The 11,144-nt window shown below is 62.5% G+C and carries 11 protein-coding genes; 1 reads left to right on the top strand and 10 read right to left on the bottom strand.

What is annotated here, in order from left to right; translation table 11 throughout:
- Positions 1-119: 119 nt before the first annotated feature.
- The 4 genes from rplT to CFB17_RS11385 all read right to left on the bottom strand — a co-directional run bounded on the left by rplT (position 120) and on the right by CFB17_RS11385 (position 1,980).
- The gene (gene rplT / locus CFB17_RS11400) at positions 120-479 is read right to left on the bottom strand and encodes a 50S ribosomal protein L20 (RefSeq protein WP_088561672.1); all 360 of its coding nucleotides are present in this window, start codon (positions 477-479) and stop codon (positions 120-122) included.
- Positions 480-622: 143 nt separating this feature from the next.
- Entirely contained in the window at positions 623-820 is a 198-nt protein-coding gene (rpmI, locus tag CFB17_RS11395; RefSeq protein WP_088561671.1) for a 50S ribosomal protein L35, read from the bottom strand.
- 165 nt (positions 821-985) lie between these two features.
- Positions 986-1,213, bottom strand: coding sequence for a hypothetical protein (locus tag CFB17_RS19455; protein ID WP_207762031.1), 228 nt, complete (start codon positions 1,211-1,213; stop codon positions 986-988).
- A 248-nt stretch (positions 1,214-1,461) separates the two neighbouring features.
- On the bottom strand, positions 1,462-1,980 hold the full coding sequence (locus CFB17_RS11385; RefSeq protein WP_088561670.1) for a protein phosphatase CheZ: 519 nt from the start codon (positions 1,978-1,980) through the stop codon (positions 1,462-1,464).
- 192 nt (positions 1,981-2,172) lie between these two features.
- Between CFB17_RS11385 and larC the strand changes: the two genes are divergently transcribed.
- Entirely contained in the window at positions 2,173-3,360 is a 1,188-nt protein-coding gene (larC, locus tag CFB17_RS11380) for a nickel pincer cofactor biosynthesis protein LarC (protein WP_088561669.1), read from the top strand.
- Here the strand turns inward: larC and CFB17_RS11375 are convergent.
- The 6 genes from CFB17_RS11375 to CFB17_RS11350 all read right to left on the bottom strand — a co-directional run bounded on the left by CFB17_RS11375 (position 3,353) and on the right by CFB17_RS11350 (position 11,098).
- Positions 3,353-4,168: a carbohydrate ABC transporter permease gene (locus CFB17_RS11375; protein ID WP_088561668.1), complete on the bottom strand. Its 816-nt coding sequence runs from the start codon at positions 4,166-4,168 to the stop codon at positions 3,353-3,355. The genes larC and CFB17_RS11375 overlap by 8 nt on opposite strands.
- Positions 4,165-5,079, bottom strand: a complete 915-nt coding sequence (locus CFB17_RS11370; RefSeq protein WP_322112138.1) for a carbohydrate ABC transporter permease — start codon at positions 5,077-5,079, stop codon at positions 4,165-4,167. The genes CFB17_RS11375 and CFB17_RS11370 overlap by 4 nt, the downstream gene beginning before the upstream one ends.
- A 16-nt stretch (positions 5,080-5,095) precedes the next feature.
- A complete protein-coding gene (locus CFB17_RS11365; RefSeq protein ID WP_088561666.1) occupies positions 5,096-6,430 on the bottom strand; it encodes an ABC transporter substrate-binding protein in 1,335 nt (444 codons plus the stop codon).
- A gap of 421 nt (positions 6,431-6,851) precedes the next feature.
- Positions 6,852-7,826: a transaldolase gene (gene tal / locus CFB17_RS11360; protein WP_088561665.1), complete on the bottom strand. Its 975-nt coding sequence runs from the start codon at positions 7,824-7,826 to the stop codon at positions 6,852-6,854.
- A 120-nt stretch (positions 7,827-7,946) separates the two neighbouring features.
- A complete protein-coding gene (locus tag CFB17_RS11355; RefSeq protein WP_088561664.1) occupies positions 7,947-8,840 on the bottom strand; it encodes a 50S ribosomal protein L11 methyltransferase in 894 nt (297 codons plus the stop codon).
- A complete protein-coding gene (locus tag CFB17_RS11350) occupies positions 8,840-11,098 on the bottom strand; it encodes an ATP-dependent helicase (RefSeq protein WP_088561663.1) in 2,259 nt (752 codons plus the stop codon). Before CFB17_RS11350 ends, CFB17_RS11355 begins: the two co-directional genes overlap by 1 nt.
- Positions 11,099-11,144 lie beyond the last annotated feature (46 nt).

Raw genomic sequence — 11,144 nt, 5'->3', positions numbered from 1 at the left:
AAGCGTCGCAATTCACGATGCAGAACAGCAAAAAGGGGCCGCATGGGCCCCTTTCCTACGCAAGCTGGCTTGTCTGCAGCAGCACCATCAAGATGCCGCAACCATCCCGAGGCTCTACCTCAGGCCTGCAAGGCAGCCTGCGCCTTCTCGATAAACAAGCCGAAACCTGTCCGGTCATGCACGGCCAGATCCGCCAGCACCTTGCGATCAACCTCGATCCCAGCCTTGGAGAGGCCATGGATGAAGTTGCCGTAGGTCATGCCATCCTCGCGAACGGCCGCATTGATGCGCTGAATCCAGAGCGCCCTGAACTCGCGCTTCTTCACCCGCCGATCGCGATAGGCGTACTGAAGCGCCTTCTCCATCGACTGCCGGGCAGTCTTGATGCAGCTATTCCGCCGACCGCGATGGCCCTTGGTCTGCTCCAGGACCTTCTTGTGCCGAGCGTGGCTCGTAGTACCGCGCTTGACGCGTGCCATCTTGCTACTCCGAAACTAACATCCGGGGCTGAAATGCCCCAACTCGAACCCGAAAGGCATCATTGGGCCTAGGCCCACCGGGCTGCCTGAACCAAGAGGCTCCATCAGCGGAACGCTCCCGGCCGGGCCCGAGCATGAAAAACTCAGCCGTAAGGCATCATCAGGCGAACGAGAGCCGCGTCACCGGGCGCGAGGTAGGTGGCCTTGCGATGCAGTCGCTTGGCTGCCTTGGGCTTGCTCGACAGCATGTGACGCTGGGTCGAGTGCCGGGCCTTAACCTTGCCGGTACCGGTAAACGTGAAACGCTTCGCCGCCGAGCGCTTGGTTTTGATCTTCGGCATGAAAAAGAAAACTCCAAAAGCGCGGGGTTCGGCCCTGCCGCCCGCGCAAGCTGGGGGCTTATAACGGGAGCCATCCTCCGATGCAAGCACCCGATGGCACGAGCCTGACGGCAAAAAGCTCCCCGCACTCGCGGGGAGATCCAGAGCACCGGCCTTTTGATTTCTTTAGGCGCCGACGTCAACAGGTATAGGCGCCCATTCGCGAACGTCCGACTCAGTACTACCCAGGGCCGCCGCCACCCGGACCGCCTCCACCGCCACCCGGGCCACCACCGGGTCCGCCCCCCGGGCCGCCAGAACCACCCCGGTAGCCGCCAGAACCGGGGCCAGGCGAGCCAGAGTCGCCATGACGTCCTCCATCCCAGTGGCCGCCGCGGCAAGCGTCCAATCCAAGAAAGCCGCAGCCGCAGGCCGACAGTGAAGAGGCACCCAGTATGAGGCTGGCCACGAGTGCCACGCGCTTTAAACCAATTGAAAAGGACATGGCCATGTATCGCCCTCTCGAGCGAGCCGTGGCGGCACCCTTGCCGCCGGTCAAGTCAAAGCTCGCTCCGGGTATAACGACGTGGGCGGCGCATTCCGTCGCGCAATCGACTGATGGGTCCATAGTAGCGCGGGTCGCCGGCCTGTGAAGGCCACGCTCAATGCATGAGCGCGTCGACCGAGTCCTGCTCCAGTCCCTGCCCCGTCCTGGCGGGACCGTTCAAAAGGGCAGCGTCACCGTCCGGCGCGGCGGGTATGTCGACTGGATCGAACCGGCGAGCGCCAAGCGCCTCGATGATGGTGCTTAGCCGCGCGTCGATATCGCGGAGCAGCGTCGTTACTTTGGCAATACGCTGCCCACTTAGATCCTGGAAATTACAGGCCTCGAAGATGCGTGTCGTGATGGCGCTCATCGGCTCCCGCAACGAGTTGCCTTGAGCGTCCCACGCGCCTTGCGCCATCTGCTCCAGCAATTCCGCCGCATCGAGGATCGCATCTGTCGCTGCCTCGGTATCGAGAACCATGGCGGCGAGTTCGTCGACAGCACCGCTCAGCCTGTCGTCCTCCATGGACGGATGACGAACGCCACCGACCTCCTTGATGGTGGTGGCGATCATCAAGGACAACTCGTCGAGTTGCAGCTTCAACTGCTCGATCTCGCTAAGTGGTTCGCTCATCGCTCAATCCCCATCTGGTTCCCTAGATCAGCGCTTCGCTATTCGCCGCCCGCCCCAGACCGGCTAACCAAACGCGGCCGAGCGTCGGCCTCTTTTAATCCCGATCCTTTAGCCAAAGGTTAACGGACCCTTCGCGCTGCGCTATCAGCAGGTCATACGTAGATCACCCACCGCTCTGCTTTGGGTCGACACATGCATCTTCATCTGGACCCGCTGGGCGGCATTGCCGGCGACATGTTCACAGCCGCCCTTCTGGATGCCTTTCCGGGCACGCGGCAGGCCCTGGCGGCGACCTTGGCCCCGATCGCGGCTAGGCTGGGCTTTAAAGCCGACCACGCGGCTCATCACGACGGCATCCTTAGCGGCTCGCGCTGGCTGGTCACGCTGCCGCCGGAAGAGCGCGGCCACGACCACGGCCACGGGCATCGACCCTGGCGGGAGATCCGGCGCCTGCTGCATGAAGCATCCTTGCCAGCCGGCATCCTCGCTCATGCCCTCTCGATCTTCGGTCTGCTGGCCGAGGCTGAGGCCGCGATCCACGGCGTGGCCGTCGATGCCGTAGTTTTCCATGAGGTGGGCGGTCTCGATTCGATCGCCGACATCGTCGCCGCGGCCTGTCTGATCGACGAGATGGACGGAGCGTCCTGGTCCGTCGGCACGCTGCCGCTCGGCAGCGGCCGGATCAAGACGGCGCATGGCCTCCTGCCCGTGCCGGCCCCGGCCACCAGTCGCCTGCTGACCGGCTTTCGCTTCGCCGATGACGGTATCGACGGCGAGCGCGTAACACCGACCGGGGCCGCGATCCTGCGCCATCTTTGCGAACCCGGCCGGCCCCGCCCGACGGGCCGTCTCGCATGCCGGGGCTATGGCTTCGGCAGTCGGCGACTGCCGGGAATCAGCAACTGCTTGGCGGTGTTGGCGCTCGACGACCAGCCGGAGCCGAATTTGGCGAGCGGCACGGTCGGAGTCATCACCTTTGAGGTCGACGATCAAAGCCCTGAGGACCTGGCGCTCGGGCTCGAGCGCCTGCGCGCCAGAAGCGACGTCCTAGACGTCCTCCAGATTCCCGCGTTCGGTAAGAAGGGCCGCCTCGCCCTACAGGTCCAGATTCTCTGCGACGCGGGAGCGATCCCGGCGGTCACTGATGCCGTCTTTCTCGAGACCAGCACGATCGGCCTGCGCCAGCAGGAGGTGCAACGGCGTATTTTGCCGCGTGAGAGCCTTAGCATCGCCAGCGATGCAGGCAGCTTGAGGATCAAGCGGACCCAACGCCCCGACGGCACAACCAGCTTGAAGGTGGAAGCTGACGATCTTCATGGCGACATGCAAGAACGCCAGCGCCTGCGCCGACACGCCGAGGACGATCCCGGCCCTATTTGACCGCTCCGGACGTCATGCCCTGGACGATCTGCTTTTGCGCGATGATCGTCAAAAGCAGGACGGGCAAGGTGACGAGGATCGCCGCGGCAGAGAGCGGTCCCCAGCTGATCTGCTCATAGGTCAGGGAATTATAGACCGCCACGGGCAGGGTCCTGGTCGTGCGCCCCGCCAGAACGATACCAAACACGAAATTGTTCCAGGAGAAGATAAAAGCCAGGATCAGCGCCACCATGATGCCGGGACGGGCCAGCGGCAGGGCAATCAGACGAAAGACCTGCCAACGATTGGCGCCATCGATCCGCGAGGCCTCCTCGAGCTCGATCGGCAGGGTCTCGAAGAAGCTCGTCATGATCCAGATGACGACCGGGACGGTCACCACCAGATGCGTGATGATCTGCGGCCAGAGCGAGCGCATGAGCCCCAGATATTGGAAGAGCAGAAAAAGAGGAATGAGGAAACTCAAGGCTGGCGTCATCCGGGCGATCATGACGACGAGGGCCAGCTTGTGCGCCTTTGCCCGGGCAATGCCGTAGGCAGCCGGCACGCCCACCAAGAGGGCCAGCGCCACCGCCGAACCCGTCACGATCAGGCTGTTAGTGAAATAGCGGCCGAAATCATGCTCATTCAACATGGCCGAGTAGTTTGACCAGTCGAGGCTGGAGGGGATCAGGACCGGCGGATAGGCCGTATTGTCGATCTCGGGCTTGAGCGAGAGCGAGGCCATCCAGAGAAAGAACAGGAAGGCCGGCGAGATCACCACCAGGACGACAAGGAACAGCACCAGTTTCTGCAGCGGTGTGCGGCTCATCCTTGTGCCTCCCGCCAACCCGTGCACCCACGCAGCCAGAGAAGAATGAGTGTCAGCGCAACGACAAGGACCATGAAGATGACGGCAATGGCGGAGCCGTACCCCATGTCGTTGAAGGAGAAGGCCTGGAGATAGAGATAGATGTTGATCGTCTCAGAAGCCGTGCCCGGGCCGCCTTGCGTGATGGCGAAGATGATGTCGAAGCTCTTGAGGGCATCCACGCCGCGAAGGAAGGCGGCGACGACGAGAAAAGGCACTATCATGGGCAAGGTGATGAAGCGCAGGCGCTGAAACCAAGTGGCACCGTCGATCAAGGCGCTCTCATAGGGCTCGCTCGGCAGCGAGGCCAGACCGCCCAGGACCACCAGCATGACGAGCGGCGTCCATTGCCATGTCTCGACCAAAACAAGCGAAGGGATGACCGTGCCGGGATCGAACACCCAAAGCTGTGGCGGGATCCCGAGCAGCGAGAGAAGGTAATTCAAGATCCCGAGTTGCGGATGGAACATCATCGTCCAGACGAGGGCGATCGCCACGGGCGTTGCCATCATCGGCATGACGACGATGCCACGCAGGAACCCTCGGAGTGGAAATTCCTCGTGGAAGACCAGGGCGGCGATCGTTCCGAAGATCAGAGGCAGCAGGACCGACAGAAACGTGTAGAGGAGCGTCCGCCCGGTCGCCTCGAAGAAGCGCTCATCGGAAAAGAGCCTCGCATAGTTCGCAAGGCCGATGAAACTCCGCTCCGCGCCTACCTGCCAGTTCTGCAGGCTCATCCAACCCGTGAATACCCAGGGGAAGACGATGACAGCCAACGTTATCAGCAAAGCTGGCCAGATGAACGGCATGTAGCCGCCCGAATGCCAGTTCAGCCGGCGGCGACGCGACCCGCCAGCCGGACGGCCGACCATTCCTAGCGCGGCCATCCTAGGCTTCGCTTTTCTCAAGAATCGGTCGGAACTGGTCGGTCGCCTTCTGTAGCTCGTCCTTCGGATCGGCGCCCGATAGCGTGTTCGTCAGTGCTATCCCGAATATGTCGCGAAACTCAGTGACCGGAACGACAACCGGCAGGCCGAATTTGCTGACCTCGGCCGAACCGATGACCGAATCGACCCAGGCCGCAGGCATCTTCACCCCCTGGCGAACCGTCTGGTCCGCCAGAACCGACTTGCGGAAGGGGACGCCCGAGCCAGTCTGCAGCAACTGCGCTTGCAACGGTTTAGAGAGCGCCCATTGCAAGAAGAGGAAGGCAGCTTCCTTGTTCTGGCTCGCATCGGCAATGCCAAGGCCGTCGCCGAAAGTCGCGGAGGCATGTGCCTGAGGGCCTTTGGGCATGACGGCGTAGCCCACCTTGCCAACGACGCGGCTCTTGGTCGGATCCTCGAGAGGCGGCGCGAAGCCCACGCCGTCCAGCCACATCGCCGCCTTGCCCTGCAAGAAGGCGGCCTGGCACTCGTTCCAGTTGAACCCGATGGTTCCAGGGGGAGCGGTCTTGGTCAGGAGATGCTGGTACATGCGTGTCGCAGCCAGAGCACCTTCGCTTGTCGTGTTGAGTTGAAGGCCCGGCCCGACCGGTTCGACGCCATAGCCCAGAAGAAAGCTGGCCCAGACCGGCAGATTCGCGTTCTTCATGCCGCGCGCGACGAAACCATAGGTCCCCGTCGCGGGATCGGTCAGCTTCTCCGCCGCCGCGATGAGTGCATCAAACGTCTGAGGGAATTCGAGCCCGGCTTTCTGGAACAGATCCTTGTTCCAGTAGATGATCCAGTAGTCGACGCTGATCGGCAGACTGCGCAACTCGCCCTGCTCATTCGTGGCGTAGGCCTTGCCCGCAGCGGAGAAATCCTCCGGATCGAGATTGGGATCACGCAATTCCGGATCGTCAAGGAATGGCTTGAGGTCGGCCAACCACCTGCCCTTCTCGAAGAGCCGCTTTTGCACATGGTAGGAGAGATGGCAGACATCGAAGCTCGGCCGCCCGCTCGAGAACTCAACAACCGATTTTTGCCGCTGCTGCTGCTCGGGCACCTGCTCGAGCCCGACCTCAATCCCGGTCAGATCCTCGAACGCCTTCAGATTCTTCTGGATGATATCGCCGCGCGGACTTTTGATCATCGACACCTCGATCGAGGTGCCATCGAACTTCCGCCAGTTCGTCGCTGCCAAGGCCCGCCTGACGAACGGCATCCCGACCCCCGCCCCCGCGGCCACGCCCGTCACAAGAAACTGCCGACGGGTCGTCCTTCCGAACGAACGGATCATTATTGATTGCCTCCCCTTAATCTTTGTCCCGATCTATGACCGAGAACGACAAGGGAGGCCAGCCAAAGCTTGGACAAGAGGAGGTGAAGGCAGGATGCGGCTACCTAGCCGCTGCCTCACGATTGGTGTTTATCATAACGCCGTCAAAGGGATAAGCAGGAAGCGTGTGGACGCTCCACATGAGCTCGAGCGGCGATTGGCGGAAGCTTGTGCGCGATGATAACCGTCCGGTGTCGGTCGACACACGCCGAACATCGCGACTGACGGGCTGCCCCGCCATATCGACCTCAAGATATTCCCGGCAACGGATCCCGAAGAGCGGAGCGTCATGCGCTCCTTTCCGTCTTCGCCAGGCTCGTCGGCAAACTGGATGCTACGGACCGGCCGGCTCTCGAGCCAGCCGGTCATTGAAACCACGGCCTCAGGCTGCCTTTGCTGTCTGCTCGATCTGCTTGCCGATCAGATCGTGCAGCTTGCGAAGGTCGGCGGCGAAGGCGCGGATGCCCTCGGCCAGCTTCTCAGTCGCCATCGCGTCCTCGTTCAGCGCCCAGCGGAACGAACGCTCGTCGGTCGCCGGAATGACAGGTACCGTGCCATAGGCATCGGGCGACATCTTGCGCTCGAGCTTGCCTTGATCCTTGTCCAGCTCTTCAAGGAGGGCTGGCGAAATCGTCAGGCGATCACAGCCAGCCAGCGCCTCGACTTCGGCCGCAGATCGGAAAGAGGCCCCCATGACGATCGTCTTGATGCCCTTGGACTTATAGGCCGCGTAGATGCTGCGAACCGAGATGACGCCCGGGTCTTCCTCCGGACCGAAATCCTTGCCCTCAGCCTTCTTATGCCAATCCAGGATGCGACCGACGAAAGGCGAGATCAAGAAGACACCCGCTTCCGCGCAGGCCATGGCCTGGGCAAGCGAGAAGAGAAGCGTGAGGTTGCAGTCGATGCCCTCGGCCTGGAGGACCTTGGCGGCCTGGATGCCTTCCCACGTCGAGGCGATCTTGATCAGGATACGATCCCGCTCAATGCCTCGGTCCTTATAGGCGCGGATGATCTCGCGCGCCTTCTCTATCGTCGCCGCGGTGTCGAAAGAGAGATTGGCATCGACCTCGGTGGAGACGCGGCCTGGCACCAGCTTGGTCAGCTCGGCGCCGACGGAAACCGCCAGACGGTCGGCCACGGCGGAGATGACAGCCTCACGGCTGCCGTTCTGCGTCCCGCCCCAAGTTACCGCCTCGCGGACGATATGGGCCAAGCCCTCCATGCCTGCTGCCTTCAGAAGCAGTGTGGGGTTGGTCGTGCAATCGACGGGCTTTAGCTTGCGAATCGCATCGATGTCGCCGGTATCGGCAACGACGACGGTCATGTCGCGCAGTTGATCAAGCTTGGAAGCCATGACACCTCGCTGAGTGAATGAGTTACTTATTGCTGCGACATAGTATACCTCCTCCGAGGTTCGAGTGCACACTCCCAGCAATGAATGACGGCGATGCGCCTTCGCCTCAGGCGTCGCCGCTCAGGCCGTCGTCAGAACGAGGGCGCGCCACGCATCGCGCTCGACCCTTTCCAGCTCGCGCAGGCCCTGAGCCTCATGCGCCCCCAGGACACGCGGAAGGTCGCGACCGATAAAGCCTGAGAGCACGACCACGCCTCCCGAGGCCAGATTTGGTGCCAGATCCGTTGCCATCACGATTAGGGGATCGGCCAGAATGTTCGCCAGGACCAGATCATAGGGTGCAGCCAGCCGGACGAGATCGGAGCGCCAGCCCTCGCTTACGCCGGCGGTGATCCTGCCCCCCACGCCGTTCAAGAGCGCATTCTCGGCCGTCACACGCGCGGCAACCGGGTCATTGTCGACGGCGGTCACGACGGCTTCGGGCCAGAGATGGGCCGCAGCGATCGCCAGAATACCCGAGCCCGTCCCAAGGTCGAGAACGCGGGCGAAGCGCCGACCGGTCAGCCCCTCCATCGCATCGAGGCAGGCTTGCGTCGTCTGGTGCTCGCCCGACCCGAATGCCAGGCCCGCTTCCACCTCGATCCCGATCGCATCCGCTGGCACTTCGCTGCGCGCGGCTGCGCCATGCACGAAGAATCGGCCAAGCCGAAGCGGTTTTACAGCCGCAGCGGTTACCGCCAACCAGTCGGCTTCGGGGATGGGCTCGAGCGCCGCCAGACGTAACGTGAAACCGTGCCTACCGACGATCTCCTGCAGCCCGGCTTCCAGCTTATCCAAGGCCGGCTCGTGATCGAAGGTGAGGTCGATACGCCAGCGGACAGTCTCCTCCAGCTCGTTGGCCTCGTCCTCGAAGACCGCGACGCTGAGCGCCAGCTCATCGAGATCATCGAGCAGCGCCGGCATGGCCGATGCCGGAGCAAGGAAATTGGTCTTCCAGAGACTTATCGAACGCATTATGTCGCCTCGACGAAGCTGTCGACAACCTTCTTCCGACCCGCCTTCTCGAAGGCAATCTCGAGCTTGTTGCCCTCGATCGCCTCGATGCGGCCATAGCCGAACTTGTCGTGGAAAATGCGCTGGCCGATGTCGAACTTGCGGGACGGCGTGCTCGAGCGCACCTGCAGAATCTCCGCTCGACCTTCGATCAGCTTGGCCTGCTCGGCCCGACGCGAACGAAAGCGATTGGGAATGGGCGCGAAGGGCGCATCATCGAAAAACGGGTCGAGATCCGGCCGCGCATCGGGCGCGCGCTCGAGATGATCCACATGTTTGCTCGGCAATTCGTCCAGGAAACGGGACGGAACCGAGGACGACCATTGACCATAGACCCGTCGATTAGCGGCGAAGGAGATGGTCAGCCGCCGCCTCGCCCGCGTGATTCCCACATAGGCAAGCCGACGTTCCTCCTCCAGAGCCTTGGCTCCCCCCTCGTCAAGGGCCCGTTGGTTGGGAAAAAGACCCTCTTCCCAACCAGCCAGGAAGACATTTTGGAATTCAAGACCCTTGGCGCCGTGCAGCGTCATGATGCTGACCATGTCGGCCGTCGGATCAGCGGCGTTTTCCATGACCAGACTCACATGCTCGAGAAAGGCCGCCAACGTGTCGAACTCCTCCAGCGCCTTCACGAGTTCCTTGAGATTCTCGAGCCGGCCAGCGGCATCGGGTGAGCGCTCCTGACGCCACATCTCGGTGTAGCCGCTCTCGTCCAGCACGGTCTCCGCCAATTCGCGCGGGCTTTTCTCCCGCATGTCGCCGCGCCAGCGATCGACCATATGAAGAAAATTGACGAGCGAGGTCCGCGTCCGTGCCGCCAGATCATCCGTGCCGGACAGGGCATGACCGGCTAGATACAGCGACACGTGACCAGCACGGGCCATGTTGTGGACGGTCTTCATGGCGGCATCGCCGATGCCGCGCTTGGGCACGTTGACGATTCGCTCGAAGGCCAAATCATCGTCCGGGCTGGCGACCAAGCGAAGATAGGCGATCGCATCGCGGATTTCGGCGCGCTCATAGAATCGCGGGCCACCAATGACGCGATAAGGCAGGCCCATCTGGATGAAGCGCTCCTCGAGCGCGCGGGTCTGGAAGGAGGCACGGACCAGGACCGCGACGTCGGCCAGCTTGTGCTTTTGCCGCTGCCACGATTCGATCTCGTCGCCAATCCAGCGCGCTTCTTCCTCCTCGTCCCAGAGCCCCGCGACCTTGACCTGCTGACCCTCTTCGTCGTCGGTCCAAAGCGTCTTGCCATGCCGCTGACGGTTGCGCGCGATCAGGCCCGAGGCAGCCCCGAGTATGTGGCCGGTGGAACGGTAGTTTCGCTCCAACCTGATGACCTCGGCGCCGGGAAAATCCTGTTCGAACCGTAGGATATTGCCAACTTCGGCACCACGCCAGGAATAGATCGACTGGTCGTCGTCGCCGACGCAGGTGATGTTGCGCCACGTCTGCGCCAGAAGACGCAGCCAGAGATACTGGGCGACGTTGGTGTCTTGATACTCGTCGACCAAGATCGCCTTGAAACGCCGCTGATAACGCTCCAGCACGTCCGGGTGCTGCGTCAGGATCGTCAGGCAGTGCAGGAGAAGATCGCCGAAGTCGCAGGCATTCAGCGTCGCCAGGCGGCCCTGATAGGCTTCATAAAGCTCCAGTCCTTTGCCCAACGCGAAATCACCGACCTCCGAGGCTGGTACCTGGTCGGGTCGCCAGCCTTTGTCCTTCCATCGCTGGATGAGGCCGACCAGAGCACGCGGCGGCCATTTCTTATCGTCGATATTGGCGGCCTGGAGAACCTGCTTGGCCAGGCGCTGCTGATCGTCGGTGTCAAGGATCGTGAAGTTGGATTTCAGGTGGACGAGTTCGGCATGAGCCCGCAACATCCGCACGCCCATTGCGTGGAACGTGCCGAGCCACATGCCCTGCACACCATGGCCGACCAGGCCCTCCACGCGGTGCACCATCTCTCGCGCGGCCTTGTTCGTGAATGTGACGGCCAGGATCTCGCCCGGCCTCACCCTGCCGGTGATGAGGAGATGGGCAAGGCGCGTTGTTAGGACCCGCGTCTTGCCCGTACCCGCGCCGGCCAGGACCAGAAGGGGCCCATCCTCGGCCACGACCGCCGCGTGTTGCTCGGGATTTAGTCCTTGGAGATAGGAATCTTGCGGCCGGGGGGAGCCTGGCTGCGGCGTGGGAAGGTCCTGGGTGTCGCTCATGGCGCCAGTCTATTGATCGCGGATCGGCAAAAAGGCAATGCGCCGG

The organism is Arboricoccus pini, from assembly GCF_900187945.1.
Taxonomy (GTDB): domain Bacteria; phylum Pseudomonadota; class Alphaproteobacteria; order Geminicoccales; family Geminicoccaceae; genus Arboricoccus; species Arboricoccus pini.
This window is presented reverse-complemented; position numbering and strand designations above follow the sequence as displayed.

What these genes read in the sequence shown, in the direction of transcription:
- CFB17_RS11385 (WP_088561670.1), bottom strand. Translation starts at nt 1,980, where the DNA reads ATGAGCGAACCACTTAGCGAGATCGAGCAGTTGAAGCTGCAACTCGAC.
- CFB17_RS11370 (WP_322112138.1), bottom strand. Translation starts at nt 5,079, where the DNA reads ATGGTCGGCCGTCCGGCTGGCGGGTCGCGTCGCCGCCGGCTGAACTGG.
- rplT (WP_088561672.1), bottom strand. Translation starts at nt 479, where the DNA reads ATGGCACGCGTCAAGCGCGGTACTACGAGCCACGCTCGGCACAAGAAG.
- CFB17_RS11375 (WP_088561668.1), bottom strand. Translation starts at nt 4,168, where the DNA reads ATGAGCCGCACACCGCTGCAGAAACTGGTGCTGTTCCTTGTCGTCCTG.
- CFB17_RS11350 (WP_088561663.1), bottom strand. Translation starts at nt 11,098, where the DNA reads ATGAGCGACACCCAGGACCTTCCCACGCCGCAGCCAGGCTCCCCCCGG.
- larC (WP_088561669.1), top strand. Translation starts at nt 2,173, where the DNA reads ATGCATCTTCATCTGGACCCGCTGGGCGGCATTGCCGGCGACATGTTC.
- rpmI (WP_088561671.1), bottom strand. Translation starts at nt 820, where the DNA reads ATGCCGAAGATCAAAACCAAGCGCTCGGCGGCGAAGCGTTTCACGTTT.
- CFB17_RS11355 (WP_088561664.1), bottom strand. Translation starts at nt 8,840, where the DNA reads ATGCGTTCGATAAGTCTCTGGAAGACCAATTTCCTTGCTCCGGCATCG.
- CFB17_RS11365 (WP_088561666.1), bottom strand. Translation starts at nt 6,430, where the DNA reads ATGATCCGTTCGTTCGGAAGGACGACCCGTCGGCAGTTTCTTGTGACG.
- tal (WP_088561665.1), bottom strand. Translation starts at nt 7,826, where the DNA reads ATGGCTTCCAAGCTTGATCAACTGCGCGACATGACCGTCGTCGTTGCC.